At 67.3% G+C, this 22,942-nt stretch carries 20 protein-coding genes; 10 read left to right on the top strand and 10 right to left on the bottom strand.

Annotated elements, in window-relative coordinates:
* The first annotated feature begins 189 nt into the window (after positions 1-189).
* Positions 190-402 carry a DUF3820 family protein gene (locus ACX17K_RS09600; RefSeq protein ID WP_021476098.1) on the top strand — a complete coding sequence of 71 codons (213 nt, stop codon included), beginning with the start codon at positions 190-192 and terminating at the stop codon, positions 400-402.
* A gap of 3 nt (positions 403-405) precedes the next feature.
* Positions 406-1,347 (top strand): ribosome biogenesis GTPase YlqF, encoded by a 942-nt coding sequence (gene ylqF / locus ACX17K_RS09595; protein WP_493774609.1) that lies wholly within the window; start codon positions 406-408, stop codon positions 1,345-1,347.
* Between the two features lie 49 nt (positions 1,348-1,396).
* On the opposite strand, the gene ACX17K_RS09590 is transcribed toward ylqF, so the two are convergent.
* The 4 genes from ACX17K_RS09590 to ACX17K_RS09575 form a co-directional block, all read right to left on the bottom strand.
* Positions 1,397-1,840 (bottom strand): hypothetical protein, encoded by a 444-nt coding sequence (locus ACX17K_RS09590; RefSeq protein WP_493774608.1) that lies wholly within the window; start codon positions 1,838-1,840, stop codon positions 1,397-1,399.
* A 150-nt stretch (positions 1,841-1,990) separates the two neighbouring features.
* Entirely contained in the window at positions 1,991-2,449 is a 459-nt protein-coding gene (locus tag ACX17K_RS09585) for a DUF3592 domain-containing protein (RefSeq protein WP_493774607.1), read from the bottom strand.
* A complete protein-coding gene (ruvX, locus tag ACX17K_RS09580) occupies positions 2,449-2,889 on the bottom strand; it encodes a Holliday junction resolvase RuvX (RefSeq protein ID WP_031295998.1) in 441 nt (146 codons plus the stop codon). The genes ACX17K_RS09585 and ruvX overlap by 1 nt, the downstream gene beginning before the upstream one ends.
* Positions 2,873-3,433 carry a YqgE/AlgH family protein gene (locus tag ACX17K_RS09575; RefSeq protein ID WP_021476103.1) on the bottom strand — a complete coding sequence of 187 codons (561 nt, stop codon included), beginning with the start codon at positions 3,431-3,433 and terminating at the stop codon, positions 2,873-2,875. Before ACX17K_RS09575 ends, ruvX begins: the two co-directional genes overlap by 17 nt.
* A 127-nt stretch (positions 3,434-3,560) precedes the next feature.
* Between ACX17K_RS09575 and smc the strand changes: the two genes are divergently transcribed.
* The 3 genes from smc to ACX17K_RS09560 all read left to right on the top strand — a co-directional run bounded on the left by smc (position 3,561) and on the right by ACX17K_RS09560 (position 9,408).
* Positions 3,561-7,049: a chromosome segregation protein SMC gene (gene smc / locus ACX17K_RS09570; protein WP_493774606.1), complete on the top strand. Its 3,489-nt coding sequence runs from the start codon at positions 3,561-3,563 to the stop codon at positions 7,047-7,049.
* Positions 7,050-7,297: 248 nt separating this feature from the next.
* A complete protein-coding gene (locus ACX17K_RS09565; protein ID WP_493774605.1) occupies positions 7,298-8,677 on the top strand; it encodes an MFS transporter in 1,380 nt (459 codons plus the stop codon).
* A complete protein-coding gene (locus ACX17K_RS09560) occupies positions 8,671-9,408 on the top strand; it encodes an energy transducer TonB (protein WP_493774604.1) in 738 nt (245 codons plus the stop codon). The genes ACX17K_RS09565 and ACX17K_RS09560 overlap by 7 nt, the downstream gene beginning before the upstream one ends.
* Before the next feature lie 21 nt (positions 9,409-9,429).
* Here the strand turns inward: ACX17K_RS09560 and ACX17K_RS09555 are convergent, their stop codons facing one another.
* Positions 9,430-9,897, bottom strand: a complete 468-nt coding sequence (locus tag ACX17K_RS09555; protein ID WP_021475181.1) for a MarR family winged helix-turn-helix transcriptional regulator — start codon at positions 9,895-9,897, stop codon at positions 9,430-9,432.
* Positions 9,898-10,411: 514 nt separating this feature from the next.
* Here ACX17K_RS09555 and ACX17K_RS09550 point away from each other — a divergent pair.
* From ACX17K_RS09550 to ACX17K_RS09530, 5 genes are all read left to right on the top strand, one after another.
* Positions 10,412-11,605: a cell division protein ZipA C-terminal FtsZ-binding domain-containing protein gene (locus tag ACX17K_RS09550; RefSeq protein ID WP_493774603.1), complete on the top strand. Its 1,194-nt coding sequence runs from the start codon at positions 10,412-10,414 to the stop codon at positions 11,603-11,605.
* Between the two features lie 61 nt (positions 11,606-11,666).
* On the top strand, positions 11,667-14,075 hold the full coding sequence (gene ligA / locus ACX17K_RS09545) for an NAD-dependent DNA ligase LigA (protein ID WP_493774602.1): 2,409 nt from the start codon (positions 11,667-11,669) through the stop codon (positions 14,073-14,075).
* A gap of 11 nt (positions 14,076-14,086) precedes the next feature.
* Positions 14,087-15,520, top strand: coding sequence for a tetratricopeptide repeat protein (locus tag ACX17K_RS09540; protein WP_493774601.1), 1,434 nt, complete (start codon positions 14,087-14,089; stop codon positions 15,518-15,520).
* Positions 15,521-15,589: 69 nt separating this feature from the next.
* Entirely contained in the window at positions 15,590-16,462 is an 873-nt protein-coding gene (galU, locus tag ACX17K_RS09535) for a UTP--glucose-1-phosphate uridylyltransferase GalU (protein ID WP_493774600.1), read from the top strand.
* A gap of 59 nt (positions 16,463-16,521) precedes the next feature.
* Entirely contained in the window at positions 16,522-17,064 is a 543-nt protein-coding gene (locus ACX17K_RS09530; protein ID WP_493774599.1) for a hypoxanthine-guanine phosphoribosyltransferase, read from the top strand.
* Between the two features lie 57 nt (positions 17,065-17,121).
* On the opposite strand, the gene ACX17K_RS09525 is transcribed toward ACX17K_RS09530, so the two are convergent.
* Genes ACX17K_RS09525 through ACX17K_RS09505 form a run of 5 tightly spaced genes read right to left on the bottom strand, consistent with a single transcriptional unit; the run spans position 17,122 to position 22,910 of the window.
* Complete coding sequence (locus ACX17K_RS09525) at positions 17,122-17,889, bottom strand: ABC transporter ATP-binding protein (protein WP_493774598.1); 768 nt, start codon at positions 17,887-17,889, stop codon at positions 17,122-17,124.
* Positions 17,882-18,838 carry a FecCD family ABC transporter permease gene (locus ACX17K_RS09520; RefSeq protein WP_493774597.1) on the bottom strand — a complete coding sequence of 319 codons (957 nt, stop codon included), beginning with the start codon at positions 18,836-18,838 and terminating at the stop codon, positions 17,882-17,884. Before ACX17K_RS09520 ends, ACX17K_RS09525 begins: the two co-directional genes overlap by 8 nt.
* Positions 18,835-19,626, bottom strand: coding sequence for a heme/hemin ABC transporter substrate-binding protein (locus tag ACX17K_RS09515; RefSeq protein WP_493774596.1), 792 nt, complete (start codon positions 19,624-19,626; stop codon positions 18,835-18,837). Before ACX17K_RS09515 ends, ACX17K_RS09520 begins: the two co-directional genes overlap by 4 nt.
* On the bottom strand, positions 19,616-20,656 hold the full coding sequence (locus ACX17K_RS09510; protein WP_493774595.1) for a hemin-degrading factor: 1,041 nt from the start codon (positions 20,654-20,656) through the stop codon (positions 19,616-19,618). The genes ACX17K_RS09515 and ACX17K_RS09510 overlap by 11 nt, the downstream gene beginning before the upstream one ends.
* A 55-nt stretch (positions 20,657-20,711) precedes the next feature.
* The gene (locus ACX17K_RS09505; RefSeq protein ID WP_493774594.1) at positions 20,712-22,910 is read right to left on the bottom strand and encodes a TonB-dependent hemoglobin/transferrin/lactoferrin family receptor; all 2,199 of its coding nucleotides are present in this window, start codon (positions 22,908-22,910) and stop codon (positions 20,712-20,714) included.
* Positions 22,911-22,942: the final 32 nt, after the last annotated feature.

Below are 22,942 nucleotides of genomic sequence, written 5' to 3'. Positions count from 1 at the left end.
GAAGCGCCCGCAAACGGCTCTGCGCGAACCGGGAAAAGCGGCCGATGATCGGCGCGGATTGCTGTGACGCCATGCTAAACCGCCGGCGACGGCGACGCAGCGAAACCCGGCGGCAGCTTGTCCCCGGTCAAGCCTGGCAGCAAGCCGCCGTCTTTGGCACAATGCCCAACCTCATCTATACCTGCCATCATGCAAGCCGAAGACCTGCTCTCCCTGACGACCCGCTCGATGCCCTTCGGCAAACACAAGGGCATGCTGATCTGCGATCTGCCGGGAAACTACCTGAACTGGTTCGCCCGCGAGGGTTTTCCGCCGGGCGAGATCGGCCGCTTGCTGCAACTGATGCACGAACTGGACCACAATGGTCTGACTTTTCTGCTGGACCCGATTAGAAAGCGTTGAACAATGGCAATCCAATGGTTCCCCGGCCATATGAACAAGGCGCGCAAGGATGTCACCGAGCGCCTGAAGGATATCGACGTCGTCATCGAGCTGCTGGATGCCCGCCTGCCGGCGTCCAGCGCCAATCCGATGCTGGCGCGCATGGCCAAGGGCAAGCCCAGGCTGATGATACTGAACAAGCAGGATCTGGCCGACCCGGCCATCACCGAGCAGTGGCTGGCCTGGTACCGCGCCAAGAAGCAGACCGAAGCGCTGGGCATGGACGCCGGCGAGCGCGCGCCAGCGCAGCGGCTGATCGCCGCCTGCCGCGCGCTGGCGCCTAACCGCAGCGGCTTGGAGAAGCCGTTGCGAGTGCTGATCTGCGGCATTCCCAACGTCGGCAAGTCGACGCTGATCAACAGCATGTCCAGCCGCAAGATCGCCAAGACCGGCAATATGCCGGGCGTCACCAAGAACGAGCAGCGCATCATTCTGGCCGACGACTTCGAGCTGTACGACACCCCCGGCATGCTGTGGCCGAAGATCGAAGTGGAAGAAGGCGGCTACAACCTCGCCGCCAGCGGCGCGGTCGGCCGCAACGCGATGGACGAGGAAGAGGTGGCGCTGGAGCTGCTGAAATACCTGCTGCTCCATTACCGCGCCGAGCTGGCCGCCCGCTACAAGTTCGATGTCGAGGCGCTGGACGGCATGCAGGACTGGCAGGCGCTGGAGCTGATCGGCAAGCGCCGCGGCGCGGTGCTGTCCGGCGGCCGCATCAATATGCAGAAGGCGGCCGAGATCGTGCTGACCGATTTTCGCGACGGCCAGACCGGCCGTATCACGCTGGAGCGGCCGGCGGAATGGCTGGAGTGGGAGAAGCGCGCCAAGGTTCTCGCCGTCGAGCGGGCCATTTTGCGGGAAGAGAAGCTGAAAGAGAAAGAAGGCCGCAAGCAAGGCAGCCGCTGATGTTGAAAAGCCCGGAATATCCGGGCTTTTTCATTGGCGGCGCGACAGGTCAGGCCATGGTGTCGACGATGCTGCCGTTGGTGCTGTCGGCCACCGCTTCGCCGGCCAGCGCCGGATTGCTTTGCAGGATCGTCGCCCAATTGCTGTTCAGGCTGGAGCCGGCGTTGCTGGCGACGCCCAGCGTTTGCGACACGATCTGCTGGTCGGTGCTGTCCTGCGCCGATTCACCGCTGCTGGGGGTGAGCGCGCTGCCTTGCAGCGTGCCGGCGGTGGCGAAGCTGTTGAGCAGGCCGGCGGCGTCGTAGGTGGTTACGTCGCTGCCGCTGTCGCCGCCCAGCAGCACGATGGCGCTTGAGTCCTGGGACAGCTGGGCCGCTTCGCTGGCGAGCGCGGGCGTGGCATTGCCGTTTTGCACCACGGGGGACGGCACGGTGCCGCCGTTGAGCAGCGCGGCGCTGGCCAGGGAAATCTGCGCGGTTTGACTGATGCTCATGGCGGGTCCTCCGGTGAATCTGCCTTCGCTGTCAGTATCGGCAGTTTGTTCCTGGGACTCAATAGCGCTTAATAGCTTCTAACAAAACAAAGACTTGCGGAAAAATTTCGGCAGGAGCGAGGGCGGGGGCCCCCAGGCCGGGGAAGGGCTTCAGCCCCGGATCAGCAGAGCGATGCCGGCGGCGGCGAACAACAGCGTCAGCAGCTGGCCGGCCCGAACGCTCCAGTGCGCGCCGGCTTCCAGGCAGGCCTGCCGAGGGTTGGCCGGGTTGTAGCGCACCTGCGCCGCGGAGCCGACGGGGTAGCGGTTGGCGGTGTCCTGCGCCAGCGTCTGGCTGCCGCCGAAACCGGCGTCGGGAATGCGGATGTTGCCGGCGCGATAGGTCTGGCCGTTTACTTGATAGCGGTAGACGACGTCGGCGCGGTATTCGCGCTGGTCGCTGTGATCGCCGCCGCGGCGCTGCCGCCATTCCACTTCGCTGCGCTCCACGGCGCCGGCTGCGATCGGCCAGTCCTGCGCCGCGTTGGCCAGCTGCGCCTGGCGCCACAGCCAGCAGAAGCCGGCGATGCCGATGGCGATCAACAGCAAGGAGAGGAGCTTTAAAGGCATCAGACGGCGGTGCCGGGCTGCTCGAACCAGCCGGCGAGGATGGCCTGGGCGGCCACCTGGTCCAGCGCCGGCTTCTGCTTGCGGCCCTTCTTGACGCCGGCTTCTTCCAGCAATTGCTCGGCGATCACCGAGGTGTAGCGCTCGTCGACCAGCCATACCGGCAGGCCGAAGCGGCCCTTCAGCCGGTTGGCGAAGCGGCGCGACAGCGCGGACAGCTGATGCTCTTCGCCGTCCGGGTGCATGGGCAGGCCCACCACCAGTTGCCTGGGCTGCCATTCTTCTATCAGCTTGGCGATGGCGGCGAAGCGCTCGTCGGTGACGGCGGTGTCTATCGTGGCCAGGGGATGGGGAATGCCGAGAATCGTATCGCCGACGGCGACGCCGATGCGGCGCTCGCCGAAATCGAAAGCCAATGCGCAACCTTCAGGCATGGCCGACATCCGACGACAGCAGGGAGGGATCGAAGCCCAGCAGCGCCATCGCGGCGTCGTAGCGTTCTTCGTAGGGCAGGTCGAACACGATGGATGGCTCGGCCGGCACCGTCAGCCAGCCGTTGTCGGCGATTTCCTTTTCCAGCTGCCCCGCCGACCAGCCGGCGTAGCCAAGCGAGATCAGCAGCTTTTCCGGTTTCTTGCCTTCGGACACCGCCACCAGCACGTCCTTGGACGTGGTCAGCGCGATGTCGTCGGTGACCATCAAGCTGGACTGCCAGTTGTCGGCCGGCTGATGCAGCACGAAGCCGCGGTCCGGCTGCACCGGGCCGCCGAAGTAGACCAGGCCGGTGCGGGTGTCTTCGTCGTCCAGCGGCAGGTCTATCTGATCAAACAGCTGGGCCATGGCGATGCCGGACGGCTTGTTGATGATCAGGCCCATGGCGCCGTGCTCGCCGTGCTCGCACAGATAGACCAGCGACTTGGCGAACAGCGGGTCGCCCATGCCGGGCATGGCGATCAGGAAGTGATGGGACAGCGATAAGGATTCCATACGGCCATTATGGCACAACTGCCATGCCGGCTGGCTAGCGGCGTTTTGTCGTTTTCGCCGGCGCGAGCGCCGCCGGCGGCGGCCTGATAAAATGAACAATTCGCCCTAATCTCGCAGCGAGGATGTTTTGCGCCTGACCCATATCAAGCTCGCCGGCTTCAAGTCGTTTGTCGATCCCACCAGCATCGCGGTGCCGGGCCAACTGGTGGCGGTGATCGGCCCCAACGGCTGCGGCAAGTCGAACGTGATCGACGCGGTGCGCTGGGTGTTGGGCGAATCGTCGGCCAAGCAGCTGCGCGGCGAATCGATGCAGGACGTGATTTTCAACGGCTCGTCCAGCCGCAAACCGGTGTCGCGCGCCTCGGTGGAACTGGTGTTCGACAACGGCGACGGCCAGCTGACCGGGCCCTGGGGCCAGTACGCTGAAGTGGCGATCAAGCGGGTGCTGACGCGGCAAGGCGAATCCAGCTACTACATCAACAACCAGCAGGTGCGGCGGCGCGACATCACCGACCTGTTCCTCGGCACCGGCGTCGGCGCGCGCGGCTACGCGGTGATCGAGCAGGGCATGATCTCGCGCATCATCGAAGCGAGGCCGGAAGAGCTGCGCGCCTATCTGGAAGAGGCGGCCGGCGTGTCCAAGTACAAGGAGCGCCGCCGGGAGACCGAAAACCGCCTGGGCGACACCCGCGCCAACCTGGAGCGCATCGCCGACCTGCGGCAGGAGCTGGAACGCCAGGTGGAGCGCTTGTCCGAGCAGGCCGAGGTGGCCTCGCAATACCACGACATGCGCGGCGCGCTGACCCACAAGCAAAACCTGCTGGCGCTGGCGCGGCGCGAGGAAGCCGCCCGCAACGAGGCGAACGCCCGCGGCGAGTTGGCGCGCATCGAAACCGAGGAAGCCGCCTTCGAAGCGGCGGTCACCCATCTGGAGACCGAGCAGGAAACGGTGCGCGAGCAGCATTTCGCCGCCAGCGACGCGGTGCACGAGGCGCAGCAGCGGCTGTTCGAGGCCAACGCGCAGCTGGCGCGGCTGGAAGAGGCGCAGCGCCACCGCGAGCAGAGCCGGCAGCGGCTGGAGCGCGACCTTCTGGCCGCCCGCGGCGAGCGCCAGCAATTGGCCGACAACCGCCAGCAAGTGGAGGCCGAGCTGGATGACTGGCTGCCCAGGCTGGAGGAGGCGCAACTGCGGCAGGAAGAGGCGCAGATGGCGCTGGAGGACGGCGCCGACGAGCTGCCGACCGCCGAGGCGGCGTTCCGCCAGCTGGACCAGCGGCAGTCGCAGCTGGTCGCGCAGCAAGCCAACCTGACCCGCGAGCGCGACCTGTCGCGGCAAAAGATCGAGCATTGGCAGCGCGGCATGCAGCAATTGGACGGCCGCGACGCCGCGTTGACGCGCGAGCTGTCCGATCTGAATCTGCCCGAGCATCGCGTGCTGGAGGCGGCGCAGCAGGACGTGGCCAAGGCCAAGGCCGCGCTGGACGCGGTGCGGGCGCGGCTGGTGGCCGACGAGGCCAAACAAGCGGACCTAGCGTCCGAGCGCGAGAAACTGGACCAGCAGCTGGCCGCCAAGCGCACCGAGCTGGCGCGCGCCGAGGCCGAAGCCGCCGCGCTGGCGGCGCTGCTGCAGCGCGAAGCGGCGGACGAGCAGCTGGCCGGCTGGCTGGACAAGCATGGCCTGGCCGACGCGCCGCAGCTGTGGCAATCGCTGCAGGTGGACGCGCGCTGGCAGCAGGCGCTGGAGGCTGTGCTGGGCGAGCGCCTGTCCGCCCGCGCGGCGAGCCTGCCGAATGCGCAGCCGCCTGCGGCGCTGGCGCTGGTGGATGGCCGGCGCCCCGCGGCGGCCGGACTGCCCGCGCGCGGCTGGCCGGCGCTGCTGGCCGAGGTGAAGGCGCAAGCGCCGTTCGACGCGGCTTTGGCTGACTGGCTGTCCGGCGTGTATCTGGCCGATACCTTGGACGACGCGCTGGCCTGCCGCGGCGAACTGGCCGCCGGCGAGTGCTGGCTGACGCCGGAGGGGCATCGCGTCGACGCCGCCAGCGTGCGTTACCACGCCGAGGCCAGCGGCGACGGCCTGATGGCCCGCAAGCGGCAATTGGACGAGGCTTCGGCTCGAGCTGACGCCTTGCGGCCGGAAATCGAAGCCATGCAGAAGAAGCGCGACAGCCTGCAGAGCATGGGCAATATGCTGGCCGAAGCGGTGCGCGGCCAGAAGGGCTCGCTGACCCGGCTGGAGGCGGAGCTGAACGCCGCCACGTTGGAGCACGTCAAGCTCGACCAGGCGGCGCGCCAGGGTGCGGCGCGGCTGTCGGCGATCGAGGCCGAGCGTAGCCGCATCGCTGAGGAACGCCAGCATGCCGATGACGGCATCGCCGAGGCTGAGCTGATGGGCGAAGAGGCGGCGCTGACTCTGGAAGAGCTGGCGCTGCAACTGGAAGAGGCGAGGCTGGAGCGGCTGAACGCCGAAACCCGGCTGGAACTGACGCGCAACAAGGCGCGCGACGCCGAGCGCGTGCTGCACGAGATCAAGCTGGCCTTGCACAGCGCCGAGCAGAAAGTCGCCGAGCTGTCGCGCCGCGGCCGCGAGCTGTCCGATCGCGACGAGCAATTGCAGGAGCGGCTGGAAACGCTGGCGGTCGAGTCCGAGACGGTGGACGAGGCGGTGCCGGAAGAGGCGCTGCAGCAGGCCTTGGCCGAGCGCGAGGCGCGCGAGGGCGAGCTGTCCGCCGCGCGCGACCGGCTCAACCAGCTGACCGAGAGGATGCGTGAAATCAGCCAGCGCCAGCACGAGGCCAACGCCGCGCTGCCGGCGCTGCGCGAGGCGCGCTCCGACTGGCTGCTCAAGCATCAGGAGGCCAGGCTGGCGATGGAGCGCTTCGCCGAAGAGCTGGCCCAGGCCGAGGCTGACGAGACGGCGTTGCTGGCCGATCTGAACGAAGGCGTGAAGCCGAACGCGCTGGCGGCGGAAATCGCCCGGCTGGCGCGCGCGCTGGAAGGGCTGGGCGCGGTCAACCTGGCGGCGCTGCAGGAGCTGGAAGAGGCGAAGAAGCGCGGCGAATACCTGCAGACCCAGTCCGACGACCTGAATCTGGCGATGGCGACGCTGGAGGAGGCGATCGCCAAGATAGACGGCGAGACCCGCGAGATGCTGCAAGCCACCTACGACGCGGTCAACGCCAAGATGCGCGAATTCTTCCCCACCTTGTTTGGCGGCGGCCGCGCCGAACTGGTGCTGACCGGCGAAGACTTGCTGGACGCCGGCGTGCAGATCATCGCCCAGCCGCCGGGCAAGAAGAACAGCACCATCCATCTGCTGTCGGGCGGCGAGAAGGCGCTGACCGCGATGAGCCTGGTGTTCTCGCTGTTTAGCCTGAACCCGGCGCCGTTCTGCCTGCTGGACGAGGTGGACGCGCCGCTGGACGACGCCAATACCAGCCGCTTCTGCGATCTGGTGAAGCAAATGTCCGAGCGCACCCAGTTCCTCTATATTTCCCATAACCGGCTGACGATGGAGATGGCCGAGCAGCTGGTGGGGGTGACGATGCAGGAGCAGGGCGTCAGCCGCATCGTCGCGGTGGACATCGTCGAGGCGCTGAAGATGCGCGAAACCGCCTAGTCTGTTCCCGCCATTCTCACGGGGCCCTTGGGGCCGAGACCCGTCTGGCAAATTGTGGGGCGCACCGTGGGCATGTGTTTCCCGCAGGCAAGGGCAGAGCGCCGCGGCTAGATCATAAGCCGACGCGTCGGCCGGTATTGACGCGGCGCAAGGCCGGGCCGGAACGGCGGATGGCATACTGCGCCGCCGGCCTGTCGGACTGATCGCAATTGTTCGGCCGCGCCGTTCCGTCACCGTGGAATCCGTTCATGACCGTAAGCATCAAACGTTGGGAGCCGGAGAACGTCATTTTCTGGCTGAGCCGCGGCCGCGGCATCGCCCGGCGCAATCTGTGGCTGTCCATCTTCTCGCTGCATCTGAACTTCAACATCTGGATGATGTGGAGCATGGTGGTGGTCAACCTGCCGGCGGTGGGCTTCCTGATTTCCGGTCAGCAGCAGTTCCTGCTGGTGTCGATCCCGCCGCTGGTCGGCGCGCTGATGCGGCTGATCTACTCCTGGATCTGGAGCTGGGTGGGAGGCGGGCTATGGCTGGGCTTGTCCACCTTGCTGCTGCTGTTGCCGGCCTGGGGCGTCGGCCGGGTGGTGCAGGACATTTCCTCGCCGTTCTGGCAATTGTTGCTGGTGGCCGGCCTGTGCGGCATCGGCGGCGGCGCCAGCGCCTCGCATTTGTCCAATACCAGCTTTTTCTTTCCCAAGTCGGAGAAGGGCCTGGCGATGGGCCTCAATGCCGGCCTCGGCAATCTGGGCGTGTCGGTCGCGCAGTTATTGATCCCCTTGTGCATCCTGTATCCGTTGTTCGGCGCGAGGGCCGGCGAGCCGCAGGTGTGGGGGCGGGGCGGGGAGGTGCATTTCGTCTGGCTGCAGAACGCCGCTTATATCTGGCTGCCGCTGGCGGTGTTGATCGCGCTCGCCTGCCTGCTGTACGCGCACGATCTGCCCAAGCTGAGGATCACGCCGCGCGACCAGCTGGACGCGATGCGCGACGCGCACACCTGGTATATCTGCTTGCTGTACATGGGCAGCTACGGCACTTTTCTCGGCTTTTCCGCCGCCTTTCCGCTGCTCGCGCGCGCGATGTTCCCCCAGGTGGACGCCAGTCCTTATCTGTTCGTCGGGCCGATGGTTTGCGCGTTGTCGCGGCCGCTGGGCGGCTGGATGGGAGACCGCATCGGCGGGGGCATCGCCACGGTGGCCAGCAATCTGCTGATGGCGCTGGGCACGGTCGGCGTTTATCTGAGCCTGCCGTCGGCGGCCAGCGGCGGTTCGTTCTGGCTGTTTCTGGCGATGTTCCAGCTGATCTTCTTCGCCGCCGGTGTCGGCAACGGCTCTTCCTACCAGCTGGCGCCCAAGGTTTTCCTGATCCAGGCCGGCCGCGACGCTCAGCGCGGCGGCGAGAGCCTGACGCAGGCTTATGCGCGCGGAGGCCGGCGCGGGGCGTCGGCGATGAATGTCAGCTCGGTGATGGCGGCGTTCGGCGGCTTCGTGATTCCCAAGGCCTTCGGCTCGGCCTTGAGCTGGTTCGGCAGCTTTCTGCCGGCGTTCGCGATGTTCTTCCTGTTTTACCTGCTGTGCTGCGTAGTGGCGTGGTGGCAGTACAGCCGCCCGGGGGCGGCGATGCGTTGCTGAGCGGGGAAGATAAGCGCCTGTGCCGGGCGTTGCTGCTGTCCGCGTTCATCCATTTGTCGGGCCTGGCCGCTTGGCGGGCGCTGGGCGACGGCCCCGTCCGTCAGCCGGCGCGCGCGTCGGCGCTGGCGCTTGAGCTGCAACCGGGCAGCCCTTCGGCGCGGAGCGGCGCGGCAGGCGAAGGGAGAAGATCTCGGGTGGACGATGGCGCGGCGAGGCCGGATCGCCCGGCTCAAGCTGGCGAGCGACTGCGGCCCAGCGGGCAGGTCGAGCCAGACACGAGGAGCAAGACGCCGACACTGCGAGAAGCGATTGGATCGGAAGCGCCAGAACGGCAGCCTGTGGAGAAGGCGGTTCCAGGTACTGGCGAAGCCGCGGCTTCAGGCGGAAGAAGCGGCGCCGGCAAAATCGATGATTCGGGAAAAAGCCAAGCCGAGGCCGAGGGAGGCAGCGAAGCCTTGTACGCGCCGTCGTATTTGCGGAATCCCCAGCCGGTTTATCCGGAACGTTCGCGCCAGTTGGGAGAGGAGGGCGTCGCGACGCTCAGCGTCAGGGTCGGCGCGAATGGGCGCGCGCTGGAGGTGTCTGTGGCGCGCGGCAGCGGCTACAGACGGTTGGATCAAGCCGCGGTGGACGCGGTTTCGCGCTGGCGTTTCGTTCCCGCGAAGCGCAACGGCAAACCGGTGGAGTCGGATCTGACTGTGCCGGTGCGCTTCGAGGGGGAAGGGCGCTAGCGGCCCTGCCGGCGTTGCGGCTCAGGCCGGCGTGTTTTCCTGCTGTTCCAGCGCTTGGCTGAAGCTGGCGCGCAGGCGTCCCAGCTCGCTGCAGAATCCGGAGAGGTCTTGCTCGCCGAACTGCTGGAAGGCGTTGTGCATATAGTCCAGATGCGCCGGGAAGGCGTCATTGAACAATTGCTGTCCGTAAGGAGTCAAAGCGACGAAGACGCTGCGGCGGTCGTTGGGCTGCATGCTGCGGGTGACGATGCCTTTGTCTTCCAGGCGGTCCAGCACGCCGGTCAGCGTGCCCTTGGTGATCAGCGTGTGATCGGACAGCTCCTTGCAGTTCATCCCCTGGCTGTTGCCCAGCGTGGTGACGACGTCGAATTGAGGTGGTGTCAGTCCCAGCCGGCGGATATTGTAGCTGGCGAACTGTTCAAAGGCCTGATAGGTGCGCGACAGTTCGCGCACGACAGGCAGGAAACTGGCTTGATCGGATTTTTTCATCGAAAGAGTCCCCGTGCTGTTCTAGCAAAAAAGTGGTACAGAAGAAGGCCCTATGACAGAGTCACCTACAATTCTGACACGCGCTTTGGATAAATTCGCCTGTCTGAAATGTCATGTTCATCCTGACAAAATTTTCTACATCGGCCTGTCCTGACTGACAGTAAATGGGGAAATGGGGTCGACGGGCGCCGGGGGAAAACCGAAATCCGGCATGACGTCAGTCTGGGATCGGTTTTTGTCAAGCCTTAAAGCATTGCCAAATGGTGCGCCGAGGCGGGCTTTCGTTATAATGAGCGTGAAATGCCCGCGAAGAGCGGGCCGGCCGCGGGGAAACAGCGGCTGGGCAGGAACAGGATAATAGCGGGAAGCCGCCTGAAGAGCACTGCCGCGAAAACGGCCGGCGACCGGGGCGCATGGCGCGGATCCAAAGGAGGCGCGGCGTCGGGGCGTGAACGGCTCTTGATGGTTTTTGGAATAGGCGGCTTCGATTATTCGCCTTAATGCGGACTGGCTAATGAGCGAATTGCAAATTGGTGTATTGATATTGGGCGGCGGCGTGATCGCCTTGGTTGTCGGTTTCAACGTGTTCCAGGAATGGCGTTTCCGCAAGCGGACGCAGCAGGCGTTCGCGCGCGCCCACGACGACGTATTGCTTGGCGTGCCCAAGAACAATGTGCGCGACGGCGTTCGCTCGGACCGGATGGAGCCGGTGCTGGTGGACGCGGAGCTGGAACCGGAGGATGACGAGCCGATGTTCGAGCCGCAACTGCCCGAGCAGACGCCCTTCGTCCGCGAGCAGGCCGCTCCGCCGCGGCAGGAGCCGGCCGCGCAGCAGCTGGATGTGCCGGTGATAGACGAAGAAGACGAGGCCGAACTGGCGATGGATTCCGCCGACCACCAGGCGCTGGTGGTGGCGATGCTGGACCCCTCGCTCGACTTCATCGCCGAAGTGGTGTTCCACGAGCCGCACGAGCTGGCGGCGATGCCGCGCTTCAATGTCGGCAAGCGCACCCAGCTGATCGGCCGCACCGAGCGCGGCTTGTGGAAGGTGGCCGAGGCGCTGCCCGACACCCGCTACAAGCAGATCAACATCAGCATGCAGATGGTGGACCGCTCCGGCGCGGTGACCGAACAGGAACTGGCCGCTTTCTGCCAGCAGGTGTCGCGCTTCGCCGAGGACCACGACGCCGCGGTCAGCTTCCCGCAGCGCCAGCAGAAGCTGGTGGCCGCGCGCGAACTGGACCGTTTCTGCGCCGATGTCGATGTGCTGATCGGCATCAACATCGTGCCCAAGTCGTCGATCGAGGGGGCGCGGCTGCGCAGCTTCGTCGAGGCCGCCGGCCTGCAGCTGGAGCCGGACGGCGCCTTCCATTATCTGGCCGATTCCGGCAATACCCTTTATTCGCTGGTGGCGGCGGACCAGATGCCGTTCACCTTCCATACGCTGCTGGACAAGTCCTTCCCGGCGCTGACGCTGCTGTTCGACGTGCCGCGCGTGGCCGGCGGCGTCGACGTGTTCGACCGCGCCGTGTACTTCGCGCGGCAGCTGGCGCAGGAGTTCGACGCGCAGCTGGTGGACGACAACCGCCGCGTGTTGAGCGAAACCGGCCTGACCCGCATCCGCGACCAGCTGCTGCATATCTACGGCAGCATGGACGACCGCGGCATCGCGCCGGGCAGTGTGGCTGCCTTGCGCCTGTTCGCCTGAGCGATAAATTTATGATGACAGGGCCGGCCTTGCCGGCCCTTTTGCCGTTCGAGAGTTTCCGATGACCGCAAACGAACTGCGCGCAGCCGAGCTGCGCGAGCTGCTGAACCGCTACGGCCACGAATACTACGTGCTGGACGCGCCGACGGTGCCCGACGCCGAATACGACCGCCTGTTCCGCGAACTGCAGGCGCTGGAGGAGGCGAGCCCCGAACTGGCCGTCCCCGACTCCCCGACCCGCCGCGTCGGCGGCGCGCCGCTGGCCGAATTCGACAGCGTCGTGCACGCGGTGCCGATGCTGTCCTTGTCCAACGCCTTTTCCGACATGCAGCTGGCCGATCCGGCCGAGCGCCACGTCGAGCTGATCCAATTCGACGAGCGGGTGCGCAAGGGATTGGATCTGGCTGAGGTGGAGTACGCCACCGAGCCCAAGTTCGACGGTCTGGCCATTTCGCTGGTGTATGAGCATGGCGTCCTGGCTCGCGCCGCCACCCGCGGCGACGGCGTGGCCGGCGAGCAGGTGACCGAGAACGTGCGCACCATACGCGCCATTCCGCTGAAGCTGGACGGCGCGAATCCGCCGGCGCTGCTGGAGGTGCGCGGCGAGGTGCTGATGCTGAAGCGCGACTTCGAGCGCCTGAACGCCGATCAGATCGAACGCGGCGACAAGGCCTTCGCCAATCCGCGCAACGCCGCCGCGGGCAGCCTGCGCCAGCTCGATTCGCGCATCACCGCGCAGCGTCGTCTGTCATTCTTCGCATATTCCATCGCCCGGGTAGAGGGGACCGCTTGGCCGGCCACCCATGCTGGCGAGATGGCATGGCTGAAGACGCTGGGCTTCCCGGTGGTGGAGGAAAGCCTGCGGCCGGTGGTGCGCGGCGTGGCGGGCTTGTCCGGCTATTACGAGGCCGTGCAGGCGCGGCGCGCCGGCCTGCCGTTCGAGATCGACGGCGTGGTGTACAAGGTGAACCGGCGCGACCAGCAGGACGCGCTGGGCTTCGTGTCGCGCGCGCCGCGCTGGGCCATCGCCCACAAGTTCCCGGCCGAGGAGGCGCTGACGGTGGTCGAGGCCATCGAGGAGCAGGTGGGCCGCACCGGCGCCATCACCCCGGTGGCGCGGCTCAAGCCGGTCTTCGTCGGCGGCGTCACCGTTACCAACGCGACGCTGCACAACGAAGACGAGGTGCGGCGCAAGGATGTGCGCGTCGGCGATACCGTGATCGTGCGCCGCGCCGGCGACGTGATTCCCGAGGTGGTGTCGGTGGTGCTGGCGCAGCGGCCGATGCAGCCGGCCGAGGGCGGCGACCTGTTCAGCGCCGGCGAGGCGCCGCGCTACCCGGCCTATCGCTTGCCGGCCGCCTGCCCGGTGTGCGGCAGCCACGTGGTGCGCGAGGAGGGCGAGGCGATCGCCCGCTGCTCGGGCGGGCTGTCCTGCCGCGCCCAGCGCAGCCAGGCGATCCAGCACTTCGCCGGCCGGCGGATGATGGATATCGATGGCCTGGGCGAGCGCTACATCGACAAGCTGGTCGAGTACGGCTACGTCAAGAGCGTGGCCGACCTGTACCGGCTGAAGCTGGAAGACCTGCTGGAGATGAAGCGCCGCGCCGACGAGGACGAGGGCGCGACGCCGGAGACGGTCAAGGCCGGCAAGGTGGCCAGCAAGTGGGCGGAAAACCTGATCGAGGCGATAGACGCCAGCCGGACGCCGCCGCTGGCGCGGCTCCTGTTCGCGCTGGGCATCCGCCATGTCGGCGAATCCACCGCCAAGACGCTGGCCGACTGGCTGGGCACCATGGCGCTGATCCGCCGTTGCCCGGCGGCGTTGTTCGCCGCGCTGCCGGACATCGGCGGCGTGGTGGCCGATTCGCTGGCCGACTTTTTCGCCGAGGACAACAATGAAAAAGCGCTGGACGCCTTGTTGGCCGAAGTGAGACCGGCAGACGAGCATGCGCCGTCGCCCAAGCTGCGCGAGCGGCTGGACGACGCGTCGCTGCTGACGCGGCTGGCCATCCCTCGGCTGACCGAGGTGCGCAGCCAGCAACTGGCCGCGCAGCGCAGCCTGGCCTGGCTGGCCCAAAGCGAGCGCCGTGCGCTGCTGGAGCTGGAGCTGCCCGCCGAGGTCGTCAACGCGCTGGCCGACTGGCTGGACCAGCCGGAGCGCCGCGCGGCGCTGGGCCGGCTGGCGGACCTGCGGGACGAGATTGTGTCCAGCCTGCCGGCCGCCGAGCTGGCGGCGCTGCCGCTGGACGGCAAGACGCTGGTGCTGACCGGCACGCTGCCCACGCTGAGCCGCGACCAGGCCAAGGTCATGATCGAGGCGGCCGGCGGCAAGGTGTCCGGCAGCGTGTCCAAGAAGACGCATTACGTGGTGGCCGGCGAGGAAGCGGGCAGCAAGCTCGCCAAGGCTCAGGAACTGGGCGTCGAGATACTGGACGAGGCCGGCCTGCAGGCGCTGCTGGCGGCAAATTGACGGAGACCCTCATGGCGTTGAAGACAGTGGTGACGGCGGATTTCGACGAAGGCAACCGCCGGGTGGCGGCGGGGGACTGGAAAGGCGCGATCGCGGCGTTCGATCGTTGCCTGCTCGTCAATCCGCGCGATTGGCAGGCGCTGGCCAACCGGGCGAGCGCCCGACTGCAGGCAGGCGACAACGCGCGCGCGCTGGACGATTACATGGCCGCGGCGGCGCTCAATCCCGCCTCGGCCAACATCAAGAGCAATCTGGCGGTATTGCTGAAGGAGCTGGGCGAGCTGGAGCTGGCCGGCACGCTGCTGGAGGAAGCGTTGGCGGCGGAGCCCGGCCACGTGGACGCCTGGAGCAATCTGGGCGTGGTGCGCCAGCATCAACTGCGTTACCAGGACGCCATCGCCTGCTTTTTGAAGGCGATAGAACTGGACGGCTTGACGCCGGCCCGCTGCAACAACCTGGGCAACGTCTGCACCAGCGCGCTGCTGTTGGACGACGCCATCGCCGTGCTGCAGGGCGGGCTGGGTTTGGCGCCGGACGACGCCAACCTGCAGTTCAGCCTGTCCATCGCGCTGCTGCTGGCCGGCCGTTACGCGGAGGCCTGGCCGCTGTACGAGGCGCGCTGGCGCAGCATCCTCAAACCGCGGCATGCCGGCCGTCTCTGGGACGGCCAGCCGCTGGGCGGCCGCGCGTTGCTGCTGTGGGCCGAGCAAGGCCTGGGCGATAGCCTGCAGATGGCGCGCTTTCTGCCGCGCCTCCGCGCCGAGCATCCGGACGCCAGGCTGCTGCTGGCGTGCCCGGAAACCTTCCACCGCCTGTTTGCCCAATTCGACGGCGTCGAATTGCTACCGCCGGACGCCGCGCCGGATCATGACTGCCAGCTGCCGCTGATGTCGTTGCCGGGCGCGCTGGGCGTGACGCTGGATAATCTGCCGGCTGCGCCGTATCTGCGCCCGGTGGCAGTGGATGCGCCGCCGTTGCCGGACACCGGGCGCCTGAGGGTGGGGGTGGTATGGGAGAGCGGCCGCTGGGGCGTCGGCATCGCCGATGCCTGGCGCCAGCACAAATCGGCGCCGCCGGAGCTGTTCGCGGAAATCTGCCGCGTGCCGGGAGTCGACTTCTTCGCCCTGCAGCCGGGAGAACTGCCGGAGCCGCTGCGGGGGCTGGTGGCGCAGCCGGAAATAGGCGATTTCGCCGATACCGCCGCGTTGGCGGCGCAGATGGATCTGGTGATCTGCGTCGACACCGCCATCCTGCATCTGGCCGGGGCGATGGGCCGGCCTGTGTGGGCGTTGCTGCGGGCCGAGAGCGCGCCGTTTTTCCTGGCGGACGCGGAAACCGCGCCGTGGTATCCGTCAGTGAAATTATGGCGGCAGCCATCGCCAGGCGTCTGGGAGCCGGTGCTGCGGGATGCGGCGCAGGCGCTGGCGGGGCAACAGACATTTTGACCTTGAGCGAAGTCGGGCTAGAATGCGGCGCTGTTATCGAGCCTGATCGACATTGATTTCGGAGTGGATATGAAGAAAATCACCAAGGCGGTATTCCCGGTCGCAGGCCTGGGCACCCGTTTTCTGCCGGCAACCAAGGCCAGCCCCAAGGAGATGCTGCCCGTTGTCGACAAACCGTTGATCCAGTACGCGGTGGAAGAGGCGATCGCCGCCGGCATGACCGAACTGATCTTCATCACCGGCCGCAACAAGCGCTCGATCGAGGATCATTTCGACAAGGCTTACGAGCTGGAAACCGAGCTCGAGTACAAGAACAAGCAGAAGCTGCTGCAACTGGTGCAGGAAATCATTCCGCCATCGGTCAGCTGCATCTATATCCGCCAGACTGAGGCGCTGGGCCTGGGCCACGCCGTGCTGTGCGCGCGGCCGGTGGTGGGCGACGAGCCGTTCGCCGTCATTTTGGCCGACGACCTGATCGAAGGCGCGCCGGGCGCGATGGAGCAGATGGTGCGCCTGTTCGACGAGACCCATTCGTCCATCCTGGGGGTGGAGACGGTGGCGCCGGAAGATACTGGCTCCTATGGCATCGTCAAGGTGGCGCAAAACGCGCAGGGCCACCAGAGCGTGGAGCACATCGTCGAGAAGCCGAGGCCGGAAGAGGCGCCGTCCAATCTGGCCGTCGTCGGCCGCTACATCCTGACCCCGCGCATTTTCGACAAGCTGGTCAATACCGGCGCCGGCGCCGGCGGCGAGATCCAGCTGACCGACGGCATCGCCGCGCTGATGAAGAGCGAACCGGTGCTGGCCCTGCCGTTCCAGGGCACCCGCTACGATTGCGGCTCCAAGCTGGGTTACCTGAAGGCCACGGTCAACTATGGTTTGAAACACAACGAGGTGGCCGGCGAATTCGCCGCCTTCCTGCGCGAGCTGAAGCTCGACTGACGGTTTTTTCATTCGCGCCGCTTTCCGGCGGCGCCGCCTGTTCTGTTCAAGGAGTCATCATGCCTAATATTGCCGAAGCCCGCGGTCTGATCAACAGCTCCGACGTGCTGTTTACCGCCGAGCAAGTCAGCGTCGCCGTCGATCGCATGGCGGTGGAAATCACCGAAAAACTGGGCGAGGAATATCCGCTGGTGCTGTCGGTGATGGGCGGCGCGGTGGTGTTCACCGGCCAGCTGCTGCCGCGCCTGGAGTTCCCGCTGGACTTCGATTACGTCCATGTTTCCCGCTACGGCGACAAGACCCACGGCGGCGAACTGGTGTGGAAGCAAGCGCCGAAGGAAGATGTGCGCGACCGCGTGGTGCTGGTGCTGGACGACATCCTGGATGAAGGCCACACCATGGCCGCCATCCGCGACAAGGTAATGGCAATGGGCGCCAAGGCCTGCTTCAGCGCGGTGTTCGCCAACAAGCTGATCAGCAAGGAAAAACCGCTGCATGCCGATTTTGTCGGCCTGGACGTGCCGGACCGTTACGTGTTCGGCTACGGCATGGACGTGCGCGGCGCCTGGCGCAATCTGCCGGCCATCTACGCGTTGAAGTAAGACGGCTAGCCGTCGATGAAAAAGCCGCCCCCGGCATCCGGAGGCGGCTTTTGTTTTTCAGGCGGCCTGCCTATCCGGGGCGGGGTGGCTGAGCCGCACCGGCCAGCGGTACACCTCCAGCAGGCGTTCCGGCGTCAGCACCGCGCGCGGCGAACCTTCCGCCACCAGTCGGCCGCCGTCCAGCAGCGCCGCCCGGTCGGCGTATTCAGCCGCCAGTTGCAGATCGTGCAGCACCTGGACGACGGTCTTGCCCCGAGCAGCCAGCTCGCGCAGCAGCAGCTGCAGCTTGTGCTGGTGGCGCAGGTCCAGATGGTTGGTCGGCTCGTCCAGCAGGATCACCGGCGCCTGCTGCGCCAGCGCGCGGGCGATGGCCACCCGCTGCCGTTCGCCGCCGGACAACGCGTCCAGCCGCTTGGACGCGTAGCCGTCCATCTCCACGATGGCCAGCGCTTCGGCCACCGCGGCGCGGTCCTGCCGGGAAGGCCGGGTGAAGGCGCCCAGATAAGGCATGCGGCCCAGCGCGGCGAATTCGGCCACAGTCAGCGGAATGTCGGCCGGCAGATGCTGCGGCACCCAGGCGATGCGCCGGGCGCGCTGCAGCGCGTCCATCCGGCACACGCACTGGCCGGCCAGGCGCACCGCGCCATGGCTGGGAATGGCCAGGCCGGCCAGCAGGCGCAGCAGCGTGGTCTTGCCGGCGCCGTTGGGGCCGAGCAGCACGCTGACTTGTCCGGCCGGGAGATCCAGGCGGATGTCGCGCAGCAGCGCGCGGCCGGCCATGTCATAGCCGAGCTCGCGCGCTTTCAGGGTGTGGGTGTCAGGCATCGCGGGGACTCCCTTGTTGACGGCGGAAAAGCCAGATGAAGAAGGGCGGGCCGGCAAAGGCGGCCATCAGGCCCACCGGGAGGTCCAGCGGCCAGGCGATATTGCGCGCCAAGGTATCCACGGCCAGCAGAAACAGCGCGCCGGCCCAGGCCGACGTCAGGATCAGTTTGCGGCGGCAGCCGCCGATCAGCAGCGACAGCGCGTTGGGGATCATCATGCCGACGAAGCCGATCACGCCGGACATCGCCACCGCGCCGCCGGTGGCCAGCGCCGCGCCGACGGCGGCGAGCCGGCGGGTGCGGCGGGTATCGATGCCCAGCGAGCGCGCGGTTTCCTCGCCCAGCAGCAGGCAATCCAGATCGCGGCCTATCGCGCACAGCAGCGCGACGCCGAGGCCGGCCGCCAGCAGGCACGGCCATTGGCCTCCGGGCAGCGACGCGCCCAGATTGCCGGCCAGCCAGCTGCTGGCCGCGCGCAGAGTCAGGTCGTCGGACAGAAACAGGATCAGGCTGGAGACGGCGCCGCAGAAGGCGCCCACCACCAGACCCATCAGCAGCAGGCCGGCGAGGCCGCCTTTGGCCAGCCGCGCCAGCGCCAGGATCAGCCAGGTGGCGGCGAGGCCGCCGCCGAAGGCCGCCAGCGGCAGCGACAGGCCGGACAGGCCCAATGCCAGCACCGCGATCACCGCCAGCGCGGCGCCGCCCGAGGTGCCGATCAGGCCGGGATCGGCCAGCGGATTGCGGAACAGCGCTTGCAGCGCGGCCCCGCTGGCGGACAGCGCCGCGCCGACGCCCAGCGCGGCGATCACGCGCGGCAGGCGCAGCTCGGCGACCAGCGGGTCGGCCAGGTTCGGCCAGGACATCTGGCCGGCGGAGCTGGACAGCGCCAGCAATGGCAGCGCCACGCTGGCGACGGCCAGGCCGGGCCATAGCAGTCGGGCCCCGCTCACATCTTCACCATCCGTTCGACCACCTCCGGGCTGCCCAGGCCGATCAGCATGCCTTGCTGCGGCGGCAGCAGATAGATGCGTCCCTGTTTGCCGGCCGGCGTGGCAGCGATCTCGGGGCGTTTGGCGAAGGCTTCCTTGCCGCCGTAAGCGGCGGCGGTGTGGCTGCCCAGAATGATCACGTCGGGCTTCAACGCCAGCCAGGCGTCGCGCGCCAAGGGTTTGAAGCCGTTGAGGCCGGCCGCGGCGTTGACGCCGCCGGCGGCGCGGATCAGCGTGTCGGACGCGGTCTCGCTGCCGGCGACCAGGCTGCCGTCGTAGCTGACCAGATAGCGCAGCGCGCGGCCGGCGCGCGGCTGCATGCCGCGCTGCCAGTCCGACGCCAGCTTGGCGGCGGCGGCGTCGCGGCCCAGCAGCGCGCCCACCTTGCGGATGGCCTCGGCGAAGTCGCGGCCGTCCTCGCGGGCGCTGACTTCCTCGGCGCGCAGCTTCAGCTTCTTCAACTGCGGCCACAGCGTAGGCGGCTGGGCGGCGGCGCTGCCCAGCACCAGGGTGGGCTTGAGCTTGGCGATGGCTTCGGCGTTCAGCGCGCGCGAGAAGCCCACCACCTGGGCGTGGGCGAGTTCGGCCTCCTTGCTGCCGCGGTCGCGGCCCACCACCTCGCCGGCCGCGCCCAGCGCGACGACGATTTCGGCGATGTCGGGCGTCACCACCACCAGCCGCTCGGCGGCGGAGGCGATCAGCGGCAGCGCCGCCAGCAGCAGGCCGGCGAGCAGGGATTTACGCGACATCGGCTTTCTCCAGCGGCGGCAGTTCTCCCAGCAGCTTCACCCATTCGGCGCGTTCCGGGCGGCCCGGCTTGCGCTCGCCGAAGAAGGTGGCCAGCGATTCTCCCCGCTCGTCGAACAGTTCGAGGGAACTGACCACGCCGTTGTCGCCCGGCTTGCGGGTGACCCAGGCTTCGGCGATCAGGTCGGTGCGCAGGTGCAGGTTGAAATCGGGGTCCAGCACGTTCAGCCAATCGCCCACTACCTGGACGTTGCGGACCGGACCGGTGTGGATCTGGATCATGCCGCCGTTGCCGGCGAACACCATGATGGGGGCTTCGATGGCGGCGGCGCGGCGCAGCAGCTGCTCCACCGCGTCTTCGCGCACGCGCCAGGCCTGTCCCGGCGGCGCCAGACGGAAGCCCTGGCGGCGAGACACCTGCCAGCGGCGCAGGAAGGGGTGGAAGGCGTGCACGTCGCTAAGGCTGTGCCATTCAGCCTGGAAGGCTTCCCGGTCGATGGACTCGTCGGGCTGCTCGGCGGCCGGCGCGGCGGTAGGCTCCAGTTCCAGCGCGGCGGCGGGCGCGATAGCGGAGAAGCGGGACACCAGCTCGTCGTAGGCGGCGACGTCGCTGTCGGCGGTCAGGTACACCTTGTGGACCGCTTCGCCGTGGCGGTCGAAGAACTGCAGGCTGCGCTGCGCGCCGCGCGGCGTTTCGACATGCACCGCGAAGGCATGGCGCCAGTGGAACAGGAAGATGCGCAGGTCGATCACCGGGTTGATGGCGAGGCCGACCTTGCCGTTGAACTCGACATTGGCGTAGTCGCCCTTGGTCTCGTGGACGCAGGCGTGGTTGCGCGTCAGCGCCATCACTCGGCCGAGCGGAGCGAGGGCGGCGAGGATGGCCTGCCATTCCGGCTGCAGCGGGGTGGCGGCCGGATCGGCGGCCACCAGCTCGCATTCGCTGACGTCCAGCGCGATGGCGGCGTCGCGGGCGCGCAGCTTAGGCTGGCTGGCTTTGAGGGCTTGGTAGCGGTCCCATAGCTGGCTCATGGTGTTCTCCTGTCGGTGGGTGCGGCGGGCGGCGGAGGGCCGCCCGCGGGGTGGATCAGAATTGGTATTCGACGCTGGCGCTGAAGTTGCGGCCGGGCTGGGTATAGCGGTCCAGCGTCGAGTCGTTGGCGGCCATGCCGCGCACATCGGCGGCCTTCCAGTACTTGCGGTCAAAGACGTTGAACACGCCGGCGCGCACGGTGGTGCCTTTGGCTGGTTTCCAGTAGGCGGTCAGGTCCAGCGTGGCGTAGCCGGGCGTTTCGAATCCGGCGGTCTGTGCGGTGGAAGGCGGCGGCAGCGTCACGCTCGGCGCTCTGGTATTGCGGACCGCGGCGCGGAGCAAGGCTTCGCCGCCGAAGCGCGATTGGTCGTAGCGCAAGCCCAGCACCGCGGACATCGGCGCGATCGAGGCCAGCGGGGTGTTGCTGTCTAGATCTTCGCCGTGGGTGTAGGCCACAGACGCCTGGGTCTGCCAGCCCGGCGCGAAGCGCCAGGCGGCGCGGGCTTCGGCGCCCTTGATGTCGACGCGGCCGATGTTCTGGTACTGGTAGGTCAGCAGGCCGCCTACCGTGCCCAGGCTTTGTTGTTCGATGAAGTCGCGGTAGCGGTTCTGGTAGGCGGTCAGGCCGAAGTCGAAGCTGTCCCACTGGCCTTTCAGGCCCAACTCGATGCCGCGGCTGGTTTCCGATTTCAGATTGGGATTGGCGATGACCTGATAACCGTAAGCGCGGTTGACGAAGGCCATGTTGGCGTCGTCGAACGGCGGCGCGCGGAAGCCGGACGATAGTTGGGCGAAGCCGGTGTAATGGCCGGCGAACGGGATGCTCAGACCCAGCTTGGGCGAGAAGGCGCTGTCGCTGAAAGACGGCACAGCCTGGCCGCCGCTGTTGGCATAGGCCTGGTCCGGGTTGGTGGTCATCTTGTAATGGTCCCAGCGCAGCGACGGGGACAAAACGATGCCGTTGGCGAACTTCATTTCGTCCTGAATGAACAAGCCGACCCGATCGGAGGCGCTGTCCGGGAAGGTCTTGCTGGGGAAGGTCTCGCCGCCGATGACGTTGCTGGTGCTGCCGTTGGCGTTGTACTGCGTCTTCATCCGCGGGCGGCTGGTATCGGTGCGGGACACGTCGGTGCCCCACAGCAACTGGTGTTCGGCCGACAGCGCGGCGAAGCGGTGTTCGGCCTCCAGGCTCAGGCCAAGGATTTTCTGTTCGAAGCCGTAGTTGGAAGCGACGCTGCTGCCGTCGCCGTATCGTGCGAAGCTGTCGTCGGCGTTGTCCAGCTTCTGCTGGTAGACCTTGGCGGACAGGCGTTCGAATGGCCCCAGCTGCTTGCCTTCCCAGCCCAATGACACGCGGTCGCGCTGGGTGCGGTCTGCGGCGGTCTGGGCCAGCTGCGCCGGCACCGGGCGGCCCCTGGAAACGTAGGCCGGATACAGCGTGTTCAGCAGATTGGTATCGGTGTCGCGGCGGAAGTGCTCCAGCGTCAGTTCCAGGCGCTGCTGGGGAGCCAACTGGTAGCCGAGTTTGGCCAGGACATTGTCGCTGTGCCAACTCTGCGGATTGGGCGTGGTGCGGGACGTGCCGCTGCTGTCGTTGCTGCCTTTGTTGTCGGTCTCGTGGCCGTTGCGGCGGGTGTAGATCAGCATCGCGTCGGCGCGCTCGCCCTTGACGCCGAAACCGGCGCTGCCGCCCCAGCCATTGTTGGCTGTGCCGCCGAAACCCTTGACGCTGCCGCCGATGCCTTGCTCTTCCGGCACGAAATCGTCAACGGTTTTGGTCCGGTAGCCGATCACGCCGCCGATGGCGTCGGAGCCGTACAGGCTGGAGGTGGGACCCTTGACGATGTCGATCGCGCGCAGGGTTTCCAGTTCGACGAAATCCCGTCCAGCGATCGCGCCATTGCCATTGCCGCCGCCGGCATAGGCTTCGGGCAGGCGCTCGCCGTCGATCAGCATCAGGATGCGGTTGCCATCGATGCCGCGGATGGTCCAGCCGGCATTGCCGCGGCGGTTCGGATCTGCCGCCACTTCTACGCCTGGCTCATACTTCGCCACGTCGGCGATGTCGCGGATCAGGCGGTCGTCCAGCTTGTGTCGCGACACCACGGTGGCGTTGGGCGCGGTTTCCGCCAGCGGCTTCTCGCTGCGGTGGGCGGTGACCTGAACGGTCTCCATCGTAGATGCGGTGTCGGCGAAAGCGGGCCAGGCGGCAGCCAGGCTCAGTACCAGCGGGGTGGCTCGAAACAGGGCCATGGAAACTCCAATGTCGTTGTTGTTTCCGCTGG

Source organism: Chromobacterium sp. INPA-IVC, from assembly GCF_059047085.1.
This window is presented reverse-complemented; position numbering and strand designations above follow the sequence as displayed.

Bases quoted from the DNA above. Each gene is read 5' to 3' on its own strand.
- ACX17K_RS09600 (WP_021476098.1), top strand. From the start codon at position 190: ATGCAAGCCGAAGACCTGCTCTCCCTGACGACCCGCTCGATGCCCTTC.
- ylqF (WP_493774609.1), top strand. From the start codon at position 406: ATGGCAATCCAATGGTTCCCCGGCCATATGAACAAGGCGCGCAAGGAT.
- ACX17K_RS09590 (WP_493774608.1), bottom strand. From the start codon at position 1,840: ATGAGCATCAGTCAAACCGCGCAGATTTCCCTGGCCAGCGCCGCGCTG.
- ACX17K_RS09585 (WP_493774607.1), bottom strand. From the start codon at position 2,449: ATGCCTTTAAAGCTCCTCTCCTTGCTGTTGATCGCCATCGGCATCGCC.
- ruvX (WP_031295998.1), bottom strand. From the start codon at position 2,889: ATGTCGGCCATGCCTGAAGGTTGCGCATTGGCTTTCGATTTCGGCGAG.
- ACX17K_RS09575 (WP_021476103.1), bottom strand. From the start codon at position 3,433: ATGGAATCCTTATCGCTGTCCCATCACTTCCTGATCGCCATGCCCGGC.
- ACX17K_RS09565 (WP_493774605.1), top strand. From the start codon at position 7,298: ATGACCGTAAGCATCAAACGTTGGGAGCCGGAGAACGTCATTTTCTGG.
- ACX17K_RS09555 (WP_021475181.1), bottom strand. From the start codon at position 9,897: ATGAAAAAATCCGATCAAGCCAGTTTCCTGCCTGTCGTGCGCGAACTG.
- ACX17K_RS09550 (WP_493774603.1), top strand. From the start codon at position 10,412: ATGAGCGAATTGCAAATTGGTGTATTGATATTGGGCGGCGGCGTGATC.
- ligA (WP_493774602.1), top strand. From the start codon at position 11,667: ATGACCGCAAACGAACTGCGCGCAGCCGAGCTGCGCGAGCTGCTGAAC.
- ACX17K_RS09540 (WP_493774601.1), top strand. From the start codon at position 14,087: ATGGCGTTGAAGACAGTGGTGACGGCGGATTTCGACGAAGGCAACCGC.
- galU (WP_493774600.1), top strand. From the start codon at position 15,590: ATGAAGAAAATCACCAAGGCGGTATTCCCGGTCGCAGGCCTGGGCACC.
- ACX17K_RS09530 (WP_493774599.1), top strand. From the start codon at position 16,522: ATGCCTAATATTGCCGAAGCCCGCGGTCTGATCAACAGCTCCGACGTG.
- ACX17K_RS09525 (WP_493774598.1), bottom strand. From the start codon at position 17,889: ATGCCTGACACCCACACCCTGAAAGCGCGCGAGCTCGGCTATGACATG.
- ACX17K_RS09515 (WP_493774596.1), bottom strand. From the start codon at position 19,626: ATGTCGCGTAAATCCCTGCTCGCCGGCCTGCTGCTGGCGGCGCTGCCG.
- ACX17K_RS09510 (WP_493774595.1), bottom strand. From the start codon at position 20,656: ATGAGCCAGCTATGGGACCGCTACCAAGCCCTCAAAGCCAGCCAGCCT.
- ACX17K_RS09505 (WP_493774594.1), bottom strand. From the start codon at position 22,910: ATGGCCCTGTTTCGAGCCACCCCGCTGGTACTGAGCCTGGCTGCCGCC.